Origin of the sequence: Lysobacter antibioticus (assembly GCF_001442535.1) — a bacterium.
Classification (GTDB): Bacteria; Pseudomonadota; Gammaproteobacteria; order Xanthomonadales; family Xanthomonadaceae; genus Lysobacter; species Lysobacter antibioticus.
Genome location: NZ_CP013141.1, coordinates 128,920 through 142,934 on the forward strand (window position 1 = coordinate 128,920; position 14,015 = coordinate 142,934).

Below are 14,015 nucleotides of genomic sequence, written 5' to 3' on the forward strand. Positions count from 1 at the left end.
CCGCAGCTGAGCTGAAGGGCTCGCTCCCGACCCGCGTCGGGAGCGAGTTTCGCAAGCGGCGACGACGATAAGGTTCGCCGCCGCCGACACCGCCACGACCCCGGTCGCACGGCTCTGCCGCAGCTGCATCGCTGCGCCGTGCATCCACCGCCATACCGGGCAGCGCCGCGCGCCGGATAGAGGCCGCCGCCGCGATGCGCGCCGCGCCAGCCGGGCTCGTGTTTGCTTCCCATCGATCCAGGCAGGACGCATCGAACCGATGAGCGAAACCCGTAGCGGCGAATCGTTTTTACCGATCATCGAGCTGTTCACCGCCGACGCGCGCCGCGCGCTCGGCGCAAGCCTGCAAGCGCTGGCGCCGGGCCTGCACGGCGACGAGATCGCCTTGCTGCGCCGGGTCGGCGAACAAGGCCTCAACGACAACGCCCGGCTCAAGATCAGCCGCACCCTGTTGCTGGAACTGCATGCGGCCAAGCTGGGCGGGCAACTGAACGCCGAAGACGACGCCGGCCAGTTCGCACAGTTCATCGCCCTGGCCACGCAGCCGGAATTCGACCCGCATCTGCGCCGCCGCTATCCGGCGCTGCACGAACGCCTGGGCCGTTCCCTGGAACTGCAACGGCTGGCGCTGGAAGCGCTGGCGGCGCGTTTCGCCGCCGATCGCGAGGCCTTGTCGGTATTGCTCGGCCGGCCGGCCGGGCGTCTGCTCGCGGTACAACCGGGCGAGGGCGACCTGCACGACGGCGGCCAGACCGTCGCCCGCCTGACCCTGGAAGGCGGGCGGGTGATGTACAAGCCGCGCTCGCTGAATATCGATCTCGCGCTGGACGTCTTCCTCGGCCGGGTGTTCGCCGACGATGCGCAGCGCATCCGCGTGCCGCATGCGCTCGACCGCGGCGCCTACGGCTGGGCCGGTTTCGTCGAGCATCGTTACTGCGAGGGCGACGACGAACTCGCCGGCTTCTATCGCAACCTCGGCCATTGGCTGGCGGTAATGCAATTGCTCGGCGGTACCGACATCCACCAGGAAAACCTGATCGCGGCCGGGCCGGTGCCGGTCGTCATCGACGTCGAGAGCCTGTTCGCGGTCGAAGTCGAGCCGCCGCCGTCCGGGCGCGGGCACGCTTTCGATCTGGCCTCCGAATTGATCCGCACCTCGGTGCTGCGCACCGGCATCGTGCCGTTCCGCGCGCCGACGCTGGGCTTGGGCGGCATCGACCTGTCCGCGGCCGGGGGCTTGCCCGGCGAGCAGCCGCAGATCCGCGTGCCGACCATCGCCGACGAGGGCACGATGCGGGCGCGGCTGGCGGTGGTCAGCGCCGACTTCGGCCAGTCGCAGAACCATCCCAGCCCGCATCCGGACGTGTCGCGCTATTGGGACCGCATTACCGACGGTTTCCTGGCCGCGACCGCGCGTCTGCGCGCGCTCGATGCGGACGGCGCGCTGGCGCCGCTGTTGCAAGGTTTTCTCGGCTGCCGGGTGCGCGACATCCGCCGCCCGACTCAAGCCTATGTCGAGATCATGCGCATGCTCTGGCACCCGGCCTCGTTGCACGACGAGCCCAAGGCGATCGAGCGCGCCCGCGACATCCTGGCGCGCAACGCGGCGGTGTTGCCGATCGCGCCGTCGGCGCCGGCCGAGATCGACGGCGAGATCGACGATATGCGCCGCGGCGACGTACCGATCTTCGTCGCTTCGCTCGACGCGGCACGCATCGAGGAAGCGCTGGTGCATTGGCGCGGCATGCGGGTCGAGCTGGAAGAGCTGACCATCCGCAGCGCCCTGGTCACGGTCGACCTCAATCAACGCCTGGGCCGGAACGAACGCGTACGCAGCGACGTCTTCGCTCGTCATCCGCATGCCGAACGCCTCGATGCGCGCCGGCGCGCGGTGGCCGCGCGCGCGGTCGAACAACTGCTGCAACTGGCGGTGCGCGGGAGCGACGGCACGGTGACCTGGATCAGCCCGGTGCTCGGCGATACCGGTTGGGTCACGCGTCCGCTGCAGGCCGACCTCTACACCGGCCTGGGCGGGGTGGCGCTGGCGCTGGCCGGTTATCTGCACGAAGTCGGGCAGGGCCGCGCAGACCCGGTCGACGGCGCCGAGGCCGCGCTCGACGGCGCCATCGCGGTGATGCGCGCGATCGAAACGCAGGACCGGCCGACCACGGTCGGCGGCATGATCGGCTTTGGTGCGCAGGTCTGGACCTGGGTTGCGCTGCACGATCTGTTGCGGCGACCGCAGATGCTGGAGTGGGCGGTCGAACGCGCCGAGGCGATGGCCCAGGCCGGCTTCGACGGCGACCAATACCTCGACCTGCTCGAAGGCGCCAGCGGCACCATCGTGCCCTTGCTGCAACTGGCCGAAGTGCATGCCGACCCGCGTTGGCCGGCGTTGGCCGCGCAAGCCGCGCGCTATATGGAAACCCAGGCGATCGTCGACGAACGCGGCGCGCGCTGGCCGTCGACGATCTTCGCCGAGCCGGTCGGCGGTTTCGCCCACGGTGCCAGCGGCATCGGCTGGGCGCTCACCCGGATCGGGCTCAGCGAGGCCGGCGATGCCGACGAGCGCGCGCGCTGGCTGACGCTGGCCGAACGGGCCTTCGCTTTCGAAGACAGCCTCTACGACGAGGCGGCCGGCAGTTGGCTCGACGCGCGTGTGCCCGACGAACGCCAGTTCCTGCATGCCTGGTGCCACGGCAGCGTCGGCATCGGCTTGGCCGCGAGCGATCTCTATGCCCGTACCGGCGAGGCCCGGCACCTGCGCACTCTGCGACGCGCGGCCGCCGCGGCTGGCCGCGACGGTTGGGGGCTCGGGCATACGCTGTGCCATGGCGACCTGGCGCTGTGGGAGTTGCTGACCCGTGCCGCGCGCCTGGACCCGGACGGCGGCGCCCAGACCGACCCGGTCGAGCACAGCGCCCAGATCGTCTCGGCGATCGAGGAACATCGCGGCGCGGTCGGCAGCCGCGCCCGCGATGCTTTCACCCCGGGGTTGATGACCGGGGTGGCCGGCGCCATCCACACCCTCAACCGCATGCACCCGCAATGCGCTCTGGCCTCGCCCTTGCTGTTCGAGCGGCATGCGCCGGGGTAAGCGCCGCGGCCGCCACAAATCCGTCATGGGCGAGGCCTAGGCTGGCAGGATGAACATCCTGATGCTGTCGGACGTGTACTTCCCGCGGGTCAACGGCGTGTCGACCTCGATCCGCACTTTCGCCCAGTCGCTGGCGCGCAGCGGGCATGCGGTGACCCTGGTCGTGCCCGACTACGGTCCCGGCAGCGGCCAGGAGCTGCACGACAGCGACGAGTTCGAGATCGTCCGGTTACAGGCGCGGGTGATCTTCTTCGACCCCGAAGACCGTCTGATCCGCGCACCGGAACTGCGCCGGATTCTGCCGCAACTGGCGCAGCGGCACTGGGACGTGATCCACATCCACACGCCGTTCCGCGCCCACCGACTCGGCGTGCAACTGGCGCAAGCCAGCGGCCGGCCCACGGTCGAGACTTACCACACCTATTTCGAGGAATATATCGGCCACTACCTGCCGTGGGCGCCGGCGCCGCTGCTGCGCTTCGTCGCCCGGCGCGTGTCGCGCACGCTCTGCCACGGCGTCGATCACCTCATCGTGCCGACCGCGCAAATGGTCGAGGTGCTGGACCGCTACGGCGTGACCACGCCGTCGACGGTGCTGCCGACCGGCATCGACCTGAGCGAGTTCGCCCGCGGCGACGGCGCGCGTTTCCGCGCCGAGCACGAGATCGATGCGCGGCGGCCGACCATCGTCACGGTGAGCCGGCTCGCGGTGGAAAAGAACATCGCCTTCCTGTTGCAGGTGGCGCGGCGCCTGATCGCCGATTTCCCCGAGCTCATGTTCATCATCGCCGGCGAGGGGCCGGATGCGGAGCGCCTCAAGCGCCTGTCGAAGGAGTTCGGCCTGGAACGCAACGTGCGTTTCTTCGGCAACCTCGACCGCCGCACCAGCCTGCTCGATGCCTACCGCGCCGGCGATGCCTTCGTGTTCGCCTCGCCGACCGAAACCCAGGGCTTGGTGCTGATCGAAGCGATGGCGCTCGGCGTGCCGATCGTCTCGACCGCGGTGATGGGCACGGCGACCGTCCTGCGCGGCGCGCGCAGCGCCGTGGTCAGCGAGGAGAACGTCGAAGCTTTCGCGAGGCACGTCGGCGATGTGCTGCGTTCGCCGCAGCGCCGCGCCGAACTGGCGGCGGCCGGCCCGCTCGACGCGCGCGCCTGGAGCACCGAAGGCCTGATGGAGCAGGTGGTGACCTTGTACCAACGCCTTGCCCAAGCCAAACCGGCGTTGATGACCACGACTTCGACGACGGCGACCGAGTTGTCGCGATAGGCTCGGCGCGAGGCCGCGGCTGCACGGTAGCGACTGACGTAGCTCCTACAGAGTTCCTGTCGTTACCGGCGCACATGTCGTGGACGTAAATATTTTGCCATTGCCATTGCCATTGCCGTAGCCGTAGCCGTAGCCGTGCTGTTGCTGTGCGCAGCTTCGCACTAGCGAAGGCAACAGAAGACCCGGAGGGCGGTGCGCAGGGATGCGCGCCGTTTTTCATCGGGACAGGGATGTCCCGTATGAAAAATCCCTGCGGAGGCATCGAACGCGCGGGCCTGTGATTCAAAAAGAAGCATTTTTCTTTGGTTACCTTTCTTTTGTTGCTTATGACAAAAGAAAGTAACCCGCCGCTTTAGTGGCGGAAGCTTTTGGCGTTTGATCCTGGTCGTGTTTCTGAGAAGCTTCAAGCAAGAGCAGGGCTTCCGTCCGCTGACGCGGCCGGGTTACTTTCTTTTGCTAAGCCCAAAAGAAAGCTAACCAAAGAAAAGGGCTCTCCTTGCAAGGGCACAAGCCACCAGTGCGATGCCCGCGCCGGGATTTTCCGATAAGACGTCCCTGTCTTATCGGAAAACGGCGCACGTCCTGTGCGCCGCCCTCCGGGTCTCCACTTGACCGGCAAAGCAGCAAAGCAGATCAGAATCTCGGCAACGGCAACGGCAACGGCAACAGCAACGGTTAAATTCCACTGTGCTGTTGCTGTGCGCAGATTCGCACTAGCGAAGGCAACAGAAGACCCGGAGGGCGGCACGCAGGGATGCGTGCCGTTTTTCATCGGGACAGGGATGTCCGGTATGAAAAATCCCCGCGGCGGCAACGCTCGTGCGGGCCTGTGATTCAAAAGAAAAGCATTTTTCTTTGGTTACCTTTCTTTTGTTGCTTATGACAAAAGAAAGTAACCCGCCGCTTTAGTGGCGGAAGCTCTTGGCGTTTTATCTAGATCTTGGTCTTGCTTGAAAGAGACGCCGCAAGACCATCGCAGCGCGGTCGCGGCTCGCGCCGCTCCTACCCTCGCGACAGCTCACGCCTTCGATCAATCGCGAAGGCGCTGAAAAACCTGCGAATCCCGCGGTCGCGACTTATGACCGAAGGAAATCCAGTAGGACGCCGCTCCTACAGGGACGGAGCCGCTGTGCCGTGTCGGTCGAGCAAGTGTGTGAGTAAAGCAAGTCTCAGGCCGCGGTCTTGCTGACCCGCACCCGCGCCGCCAGCATCAAGCCCAACAAGGCCAAGCCCAGCGCGATGGCGAACCCGCACAGATAGGCCAGGGTATGCGAGCGCGCCATCAGTGCCGCGAACAACGAGCCGCCGACCGCCAGCGCGGTGGCGGTGAAAATCGCATCGCCGAGATGCAGCGCCGAGGAGTTCACGCCCTGTTGTTCGGGCGGCGAGAGCTCGAGCATCAGCACTGACAGAGTCGGGTAGATCAGGCCCATGCCAAGGCCGGCGACGATCCAGCCGGCGACGCCGAGCGCGAGCGGAGCCTGCGTCCATACCAGCGTCGCGATCGCAATCACGCCGAGCGCGACCATCGCCATGCCGGCCTGCAGGAAGCGCTGCGGCGCCGCCGCGACCGCGGTGCGTCCGCGATACCAGGAGCCGCTCGACCAGCCGACCGCGCCCAGGGTCAATACCAGCCCGGCCCAGGTCGGCGACAGGCTGCGTTGCTGCGACAGCAACAGCGGGATGTAGGCCTCGGTGAGGAAGAACGCGCCCGCGCCGATGCCGCGCAGCGACACCACGGTCGGCAGGCCGCGTGCGGCGCGCAGGGCGCCGCGCGGCAGCAAGCGCGACGCCGCCAACGCCAGCGCAGCGAGCGCAGGGACCAGCACCGCCCAGGCCAGCCAGCCGCGTTGCTGGCCGCCGTAGTGCAGGGCGAGCAGGCTGGCCGTGGTCAACAACGCCCACAGCAGGCGTGTGCGTTGATCGGTGCCGGCATCGGCGCCGCCGGCAGTCGGGCCGAGGTTGCGTAGCGACGGCAGCACCAGCCACGCCGCCAACACGGCGGCGATCGGCACCGACAGGAACACCCAGCGCCAGCCGGCATGTTCGACGATCGCGCCGCTGATCGCCGGGCCGACCACCGCCGGTACCACCCAGGCCGCGGCGAACGCGGCGAAGATCCTGACCCGCAGTTGCGGCGGATAGACCCGGCCGACCACCACGTACAAGGCGACCGAGATCAATCCGCCGCCGAAGCCCTGGACGACGCGGCCGGCGATCAGCCAGCCGATCGACGGCGCCAGCCCGGCCGCGATCAGGCCCAGGGCGAACCAGACGATGCCCTGGCGCAACGGTGCGACCGGCCCGCGCGCGTCGGCCCAACGGCCGGCCGCGACCATGCCGACCACGCTCGCCGCGAGCGTGCCGCCGAAGGCGAGCGCGTACAGGGCCAGGCCGTCGAGCGCGCGGGCGACGCTCGGCATCGCCGTGGTCACCGCCAGGGCTTCGAAGGCGACCAAGGCCACCAGCGCGACCGCGCCGATGGTCAAGCTGCGGTAACGCGGCGCGTACAGACTTTCCGGAACCGCGGCCGCTTCGTCGTGGGTCGGCGCCAGGCCGAGACCGGCATCGGCGAGCGGGCGTTCGAGTGCGCTGGCCTCGTTCATGCGCTGTGCTTCATCGCCATGGCTTCGTAGACCATCAACACGACCTTGCCGCGGCCGTGGCCGCGTTCCACCGCGCGATGCGCTTCGGCGGCGCGGGTCAGCGGGAACATTTCGCGCACATGCACCAGCAGGCCGTGGCGCACGTGCATGGCCATCAGCTCGTGCAGATGCGCGCGGCTGCGTTGGCTGCGCAAGGTGCGCAGGCCGAGACGCCGGGCCTGGTCGGAGTCGCACAAGGTGGCGATGCGCGAGGGCGCCGCACCGAGCGCCAGCCAGCCCTCGTGCACTTCGCTGCCGAGCGCGTCGAAGATCGCATCGACGCCCTGCGGCGCCAGCGCGCGGGTCTGTTCGATGCCTTCGCGGTCGTCGAGCACCGGCTGCGCGCCGAGCGAGCGCAGATAATCGTGGTCGTTGGCGGCGGCGCTGCCGATCACCTGTGCGCCCCAGGCCCGCGCCAGTTGCACCGCGACGCTGCCGATGCCGCTGGCGGCGCCATGGATCAGCACGGTGTGGCCGTGTTCGACGCCGAGCACGCGCAAGGCGCCGAGCGCGCTCTGGCCGGTCGAGGGCAGGGCGCCGGCGACCGCCCAGGACATCGTCTCGGGCTTGTGCACGACTTGCTCGGCCGGCACCGTCAATACTTCGGCATAACTCATCGCCACCGCCCAGCCGAGCACTTCGTCGCCGATGTCGAGGTCGCGCACGCCGGCGCCGACCTGGTCGACGATGCCGGCGAACTCGTTGCCGAGGCGGCGCGGAAACGCCTGCCCGGCATCGGCCGCGCCGATGCCGCGACGCAGGGCGATGTCGCTGGGACGCACGCCGGCCGCGCGGACGCGGATCCGTACTTCACCGGGCCCGGCCTGCGGCATCGGCAGTTCGATGGCGTGCAGGACTTCGGGCGCGCCATAACGGTCGAATACCACCGCCTTGACCTGCGGCGGAACGGGCAGGGACGTCGTGGTGCGTTCGTAAGCGCGGGTGGGGGCCATGGCTTGACGTCGAAATGAGACCGAGTGCAGCATAGAACCTCAATATAAGTTGAGGTCAATAGCCGATGAGCATGACGATGGAGCTGACCGTGGGCCAGGTTGCGGAGCGCTCGGGCGTGGCGGTATCGGCCTTGCACTTCTACGAGTCGAAGGGCCTGATCCACAGCCTGCGCACGGCCGGCAACCAGCGCCGCTACAGCCGCGACACCTTGCGCCGCATCGCCATCATCCGCGTCGCCCAGCGCGTCGGCATGCCCCTGGCGACCATCCGCGAGGCGCTGGACACCTTGCCGGACTCGCGCGTGCCGACCCGCAGCGACTGGTCGCGCTTGTCGGCGACGTGGAAGGACGAGCTCGAGCAGCGCATCGCCAACCTGACCCTGATGCGCGACACCCTCGACCAGTGCATCGGCTGCGGTTGCCTGTCGATCGACCGTTGCCGGCTGGCCAACCCCGACGATACTTGGGGCGACCAGGGCGCGGGCGCGCAGCGTTGGGCGGCGGCCCTGCAACAAGCCAAACCGCGTCGCCGCGCCAAGTCGCCGGCTTGATGCGTGCGCCTGCCGCCTCGGTGCGGCAGAGCAGCGGACCCTCCGCCGTCGTACCATGGCGGCTTTCCCCTGCACGAATCCAGCCACCATGCCCATCTCGATGTATTCCGCGTCCGTCCCCGTGCTCAAGCAGTTGCTCGGCAGCCTGGCCGAGATCCTGGCCCGTACCGAAGCCCACGCGACCGAGCACAAGATCGACCACGACGCCTACCTGCAGGCGCGTCTGTTCCCGGACATGTTCCCCTTGTTGCGCCAGGTCCAGATCGCCTGCGACTTCGCCAAGGGCGTGAGCGCGCGCCTGGCCGACGTCGAGGTCCCGGTCTACGACGACAAGGAACGCAGCTTCGCCGAATTGCAGGCGCTGATCGCCAAGACCATCGGCTTCGTCGACGGCCTCGAGCCGGCCCTGTTCGAAGGCGCCGAAGACCGCGAAGTGGTGCTGCGTCCGGGCACGCCGAAGGAACGCCGCTTCGGCGGACACGACTACCTGGTGCACTACGGCCTGCCGCAGTTCTTCTTCCACGTAACCACCACCTACGCGATCCTGCGCGGCCATGGCGTCAACATCGGCAAGCGCGATTTCATGGGGAAATACTGAGGTAAGTCATCGCCGCAGGCCCGGCCGCCTGCCTCCTGCGCCCGCGCCGGGCGCCGCAGCCCGGTCGCCCCCGAAGGCCCGCATGCGCGGGCCTTCGTCGTTTCAGATCGAACCGCATAGCGCGCCGCCCGGTCTCCAGGGTAGGAGCGGCGCGAGGCGCGACCCACCGAAGAGACGATCGTAAGCGTGGTCACCGAAGCCCGGCCGTTCGGCTGCCTTAGGGCGCGCGCGCCGTACGTCTCGGCTCCGGGCACGGCGCTGGCATACACCTTTTGGATGGGTTGCGGCTTACGCCGCTCCTACATTATGAGGTGCGGCTTCGTCGCTCCCTTGTAGGAGCGGCGTAAGCCGCGACCGCGTTGTCGCACGCGCCAACGTCACCGCGAACGAGCGCGAGTCGCAACGCCTGCGACCGCGATGTGGCGTATTCGACAGACCGCCTCGCACCGCGCTGTCTCGGTCGCAGCACGACCACCGCGAATGCGCCTTCTGCGCGAACCCAGGCGAGCCGCCTCCGCCGGAAATCCGCCGCGCGATTCAATTTATTCGCTTCGCCTCTCTCTCCGTCTCGGCCTATGCGACGCCTGCCTGCGATCATGCTTTCCCGGTGGCGACAGGAGGTCGCAAGCGGGTCCGGACAGGGCGATGCAGGAGAAGGATCCCCGGTCGCCGTCGCGATCGAACGGCGATCCAGCGCAAGCAAGCGCAATCCGGAACAGACGATAGATCCGTTTCCATTCAGACCAAGGAGTAGGCATGTTGTCCAAGAGTATCCAGGGGCCCGTCGTACTGTGCCTGACGCTGCTCGCGAGCAGTGCCGGTGCGTTCGGCGCCCCGAGTTCGAGTTTCAGCCACGGTTTTGCGCGCGACGCGCAAAGCGAAACTGTCATGTCCAACCGTAGCGATGCGCTGCGTCCGTCGACGCCGATGTTCACCCAAGCCGGCTTCGGTCACTCCGACAGCCGTCATCCGGTGGCCCTCGTCGAAGACAGCGTGCGCGGCTTCAAGCGCTACGAACCGCTCGCCGCGGCGGACCTGGTCACCAACAGCGTCGACGGCGCGACCTCGACGGTCGCCTTGCGCGGTTCGATCGGCAGCGGCGCCTCGTTGAGCTACAGCATCGTCGAATCGCCGCGGCACGGTGCGGTGAGTTTGCAGGACGGTCAGGCGACCTATACGCCCGATCCGGATTTCGAAGGGGTCGATACCTACACCTATCGCGTCCATGCCGGCGATGCCAGCGTCGATGCCGTGGTGGCGGTGACTTCGATCCGCGGCCGGGCGCTGCCGCCGAGCGCCGCCGCGGCCTTGTAAACGCAGTTGCAGGGTTTTGCTGCTGTCGCGATCGATCTCGCGGCGGCGACGCAGGTACCCCTCAGAAAGGGGTAGGGGACGGTTTCCCGCGCCACGCGCGAAAGCCGACAACGCAGCCTCCAGGCCTACGTCCGCGCAGATAGCGCGGCGGGTCCGCCGATCACCGCGTCGTGGTGGTGACGGCAGGGCTGCGTCTTCCCCGGTGTCGACCGGTCCGCGGCGTCCGCCGGCTTCGAGCCTGGCGGGCGCCGCGGCCGGCACGGACCGCAAGGTTTGGAATCTTTCATCTCCGTCAGTGATGAAAGCAGGGACGGGCAGGGATCGCCCGCGCTGTCGGCGGCTCCGGCCGTCGTCCGCCGCGAACTGGGATCGCGGCGGCGCGTCCGGAGCCGGCGGCGGTGATCATCGGTTGCTCGTAGCCCAGCCTCGCCGGCCGAGGGGCGACGATGTCCCGTCTGCCGCCTCGCTGGCCGCTCTCTCGGCTGCGCGTTTGCCGGTGCGGTTCGGCTGGGAGCCAGGCGCCGCAGACGCCGGAAGGCTGACTGCGGCTCGCATGCAGCCGCGAATCCGTCGCAAAACCGACGACGGGACTTGCATCGGGCGCCGGACACGACGACGATGCGGCCTCGGCTTGGGGAGGCCTGCAATGGAACTACTGACGCTGGAACACTTCGCTGCGCACGTGAACGAGACCTACTCGGCGCAGCTCAACGACAACGAAGTGCCGTTCGTGCTGGTCGAGGCGCGGGCGTTGAGCACGCGTCCGCAGCAGGGCGAACGTGCGGCGTTCTCGCTGCTGTTCCGCAACGGCTCGTCTTTCCTGTTTCCGCAGCAGATCTACATGATGCGCCACGACTCCATCGGCGAAGTCGGCATCTTCCTGGTGCCGGTCGCGCGCGAGCGCGAAGGCTTTTTGTACCAGGCGATCTTCAACTGAAGCCAGCGCGCACGGGCCGTGTTGCGGCCGATTCTTGCGCTGCGGTTGATTCCTGAGTTTGGACGAGTCCGCATCGCGTGATGCGCTGCCGGCCGGCGATGCAGTGACGGGGCGCTTCAGCCCTGGGCCGGCGTCCAACGCATCATGATGTGGGTCGGCAGGGCTTCGACGACGCGGAAGCCGAGGCGGTCGTACAGCTGTTGCGCTGCGGTATTGGCGGACTCGACGTGCAGGCGCATGCCGCGCCCGAGCGCGGCGGCTTCCTGCTGCGCCATCGCGATCAGCGCGCCGCCCAGGCCTTGCCCGCAGCTCGCCGGCGCCAGGCTGATGTCGACCAGCAAGTGCTCGCGCGCCTCGCGTAACAGATAGAAGCGTCCGACCGGGCGGCCGGCCTGCTCGACGATGAGGAACTCGGCTTCGCCGTAGTGGCGCAGGTAGTGCACGTGCTGGAGCATGAACTGCTGGTCGAGAAAGGCGTGCAGGGCCGATTGCGGCCAGCCCAACTCGGCGAACTCCGGCGCCCGCAGATCGCGATAAAGCAGGCGCAGCCAGTCGATGTCCTCGCCGCACGCCGCACGCAGGCCGATCCCGCGCCCGCTCAGCGACGCGGGTAGGGGCCCTATGCCGCTGCGTTCTTGCGGGAACGACAGCGGCGCGGCGGAGTGCATGACGTTCAAGCGATTGGCTCAAGGTTCAAGCGATTTGCCTGAGATTTAACCTATCAAGGGAACGACGGGAAGATACCCTGCAGGGCGATGCAGAAGTTCATCGCCAGGTAAGGCTGCCGGTTCTCATGCGGCTGACCACCGCCGGTCGGGCCGATCATGTTCGGCGGGAACGGCGAATTGGCGGTGGGGGCGGAAGTGAACGCCGAGGCCGCCGGACTGCCGAGCGCGACGCCGTTGGCCGGTGCCGACTGCCGCTTACTCACATCGTTTTGGTTGTAGATCTGCATCGTGTGGGTATGCGCCGGCATCTCCTGGGTGGTCAGGGTGACGCTGTTGGAACCGAAGTTTTCGCCGATCTGGTGCGGGGTGAGTCCCGGCGGCGAGCCCACCGGGCTTTGGTTGCAGCCGGCGCGGTTGACGAAGTTAGGCAGTTGGAAGGTGGTGGTTCCATTGCCGCCGTACTGGGTGCCCAGCAGCGCGAACAGCGCGGTGTTCTGCTGGATCGCCAAGGTCGCGCCGTTGCAGAACGCCCAACCGCGCGGCGCGAAGTTGAAACCGAAGATCTGGATCTGGCCGATGAAAGGTTCGGTCATGGTGATGTCCTCTGGAATGCGATCGGCGAGATCAGCTTTGCTGCGGGAAGATGCCGGCCCAGGCGATGCAGTACTGCACCGTCAAAGTCGGCATCAGGTTGGCGTGCGGCTGGGTGTTGCCGGCCGGCGTCACGGCGGTGGCGGCTTCCGGGATCGGCGGCAGGCCAGTGATGTCGGTCAGATACATGGTGTCGCCGGACAAGGCGCCGGGCTGCACGTTCGCCGCCGGCGTGTTGGAGGTGGCCAGCGAAGTGGTGGCGAACATGGTGTGGGTGTGCGCGGGCATCTGGGTACCGATCAGGGTCACGCTTTCGCTGCCGCTGGCCTGGCCGATGACGTAGTTGCTCAGCCCCGGGCCGGTGCCGCTGTGGATCGGCACGCGGCTACGCAGGTCGGGCACGGCGAAGGTGCTCTGGCCGTCGCCGCCGTAGGTGGTGCCGATCAGGGTGAACAAGACCTCGTATTCGGAGATCGGTTGCAGGCTGCCGTCGCAGGGGAACCAACCGTTAGGGGTGCGGCCGAAGCCGAATAGACGGATTTCTCCGACGAAGGGTTCGCTCATGATGTGTACTCCGGAACGGAATGCTTTGATTGGCGTCGCGAGGACGCCCCGCTGGTCGGCCGCGTCAGTTGCGCGATGGGAAAATGCCGCTCAGAGCGATGCAGAAGTTGATCGCCAGGTAGGGCTGCAGATTGTTGTGCGGTTGCGTGCCGCCGCTCGAGCCGAGCACGGCTTGCGACAAGGCCACCTGCGGGCCGCCGACGTCGGCGTACAGCGGGATCGTGCAGTTGCCGTACAAGGAGTCGCGTGCGCCGCGTGAATTGGCGTTGGCGCTGGTGCCGACGAGGCCATGGTTGTGCGCCGGCAACTGCGTCGTCAGCAGGGTGACGTTCTCGACGCCGCCGGTTTCGCCCAACTGATAGGCCGTCGGGTTCCAGCCGCCATCGGCGGACTGGCCGAACCCGACCGGCGTGCGGCTGCGCAGGTCCGGCAGTTGGAAGGTGGTCTGGCCGTTGCCGCCGTAGGTCGTGCCCAGCAGCGAGAACAAGGCCTGGTTCTGTGCGATCGGCAGGATTTGGCCGGCGCAGAACGCGAAACCCTTCGGGGCGAAATTGAACCCCACCGTGATGATCTGTCCCAGGAATACTTCTGTCATCTCTTCCCCCAGAGGATGTCGTCCGGGCACCGTGCGAGCCCGGACTGCGTACCGGAGAGCCCCGCCCGCACGGCCCGCCCGCGCACGGCGGAGGGGGCCGATCCGAGCGGATCCGGCATGGCGCCGAAGCGCCATGACTTTCCTTAACGCAATGAGGCGGCGAAAGCGGCCGGTTCCGGCGCCGATTTGCGTACTAGATCAAGGATAGGGGTGCGCCGAGGCCATTCGGCGC

At 67.9% G+C, this 14,015-nt stretch carries 13 protein-coding genes; 7 read left to right on the top strand and 6 right to left on the bottom strand.

Annotated elements, in window-relative coordinates; genetic code table 11:
* Positions 1 to 259: 259 nt before the first annotated feature.
* From GLA29479_RS00555 to GLA29479_RS24150, 3 genes are all read left to right on the top strand, one after another.
* On the top strand, positions 260 to 3,097 hold the full coding sequence (locus tag GLA29479_RS00555) for a type 2 lanthipeptide synthetase LanM family protein (protein WP_057970459.1): 2,838 nt from the start codon (positions 260 to 262) through the stop codon (positions 3,095 to 3,097).
* 49 nt (positions 3,098 to 3,146) lie between these two features.
* Positions 3,147 to 4,367, top strand: a complete 1,221-nt coding sequence (locus GLA29479_RS00560; protein WP_057970460.1) for a glycosyltransferase — start codon at positions 3,147 to 3,149, stop codon at positions 4,365 to 4,367.
* Between the two features lie 608 nt (positions 4,368 to 4,975).
* A complete protein-coding gene (locus GLA29479_RS24150; RefSeq protein ID WP_144436267.1) occupies positions 4,976 to 5,200 on the top strand; it encodes a hypothetical protein in 225 nt (74 codons plus the stop codon).
* Between the two features lie 336 nt (positions 5,201 to 5,536).
* On the opposite strand, the gene GLA29479_RS00565 is transcribed toward GLA29479_RS24150, so the two are convergent.
* Together GLA29479_RS00565 and GLA29479_RS00570 are read right to left on the bottom strand one after the other, a co-directional pair.
* Positions 5,537 to 6,973, bottom strand: coding sequence for an MFS transporter (locus tag GLA29479_RS00565; protein ID WP_082638172.1), 1,437 nt, complete (start codon positions 6,971 to 6,973; stop codon positions 5,537 to 5,539).
* Positions 6,970 to 7,965: an NADP-dependent oxidoreductase gene (locus GLA29479_RS00570; protein ID WP_082638173.1), complete on the bottom strand. Its 996-nt coding sequence runs from the start codon at positions 7,963 to 7,965 to the stop codon at positions 6,970 to 6,972. The genes GLA29479_RS00565 and GLA29479_RS00570 overlap by 4 nt, the downstream gene beginning before the upstream one ends.
* 71 nt (positions 7,966 to 8,036) lie before the next feature.
* Here GLA29479_RS00570 and soxR point away from each other — a divergent pair, with 71 nt between their 5' ends.
* The 4 genes from soxR to GLA29479_RS00590 all read left to right on the top strand — a co-directional run bounded on the left by soxR (position 8,037) and on the right by GLA29479_RS00590 (position 11,365).
* On the top strand, positions 8,037 to 8,516 hold the full coding sequence (gene soxR, locus GLA29479_RS00575) for a redox-sensitive transcriptional activator SoxR (RefSeq protein WP_057918301.1): 480 nt from the start codon (positions 8,037 to 8,039) through the stop codon (positions 8,514 to 8,516).
* 88 nt (positions 8,517 to 8,604) lie between these two features.
* A complete protein-coding gene (locus GLA29479_RS00580) occupies positions 8,605 to 9,114 on the top strand; it encodes a DUF1993 domain-containing protein (protein WP_057918300.1) in 510 nt (169 codons plus the stop codon).
* 888 nt (positions 9,115 to 10,002) lie between these two features.
* Positions 10,003 to 10,428, top strand: a complete 426-nt coding sequence (locus GLA29479_RS00585) for an Ig-like domain-containing protein (protein ID WP_144436268.1) — start codon at positions 10,003 to 10,005, stop codon at positions 10,426 to 10,428.
* Positions 10,429 to 11,074: 646 nt separating this feature from the next.
* Positions 11,075 to 11,365 carry a DUF6916 family protein gene (locus GLA29479_RS00590; protein WP_057918298.1) on the top strand — a complete coding sequence of 97 codons (291 nt, stop codon included), beginning with the start codon at positions 11,075 to 11,077 and terminating at the stop codon, positions 11,363 to 11,365.
* Between the two features lie 116 nt (positions 11,366 to 11,481).
* Here GLA29479_RS00590 and GLA29479_RS00595 read toward each other — a convergent pair whose 3' ends face one another.
* The 4 genes from GLA29479_RS00595 to GLA29479_RS00610 all read right to left on the bottom strand — a co-directional run bounded on the left by GLA29479_RS00595 (position 11,482) and on the right by GLA29479_RS00610 (position 13,783).
* Positions 11,482 to 12,033, bottom strand: a complete 552-nt coding sequence (locus GLA29479_RS00595; protein ID WP_057970462.1) for a GNAT family N-acetyltransferase — start codon at positions 12,031 to 12,033, stop codon at positions 11,482 to 11,484.
* Positions 12,034 to 12,086: 53 nt separating this feature from the next.
* Entirely contained in the window at positions 12,087 to 12,626 is a 540-nt protein-coding gene (locus GLA29479_RS00600) for a phage tail protein (protein WP_057918297.1), read from the bottom strand.
* A gap of 31 nt (positions 12,627 to 12,657) precedes the next feature.
* Complete coding sequence (locus GLA29479_RS00605) at positions 12,658 to 13,188, bottom strand: phage tail protein (protein WP_057918296.1); 531 nt, start codon at positions 13,186 to 13,188, stop codon at positions 12,658 to 12,660.
* Positions 13,189 to 13,252: 64 nt separating this feature from the next.
* Positions 13,253 to 13,783, bottom strand: a complete 531-nt coding sequence (locus tag GLA29479_RS00610; RefSeq protein ID WP_057970463.1) for a phage tail protein — start codon at positions 13,781 to 13,783, stop codon at positions 13,253 to 13,255.
* Between the last annotated feature and the right edge of the window lie 232 nt (positions 13,784 to 14,015).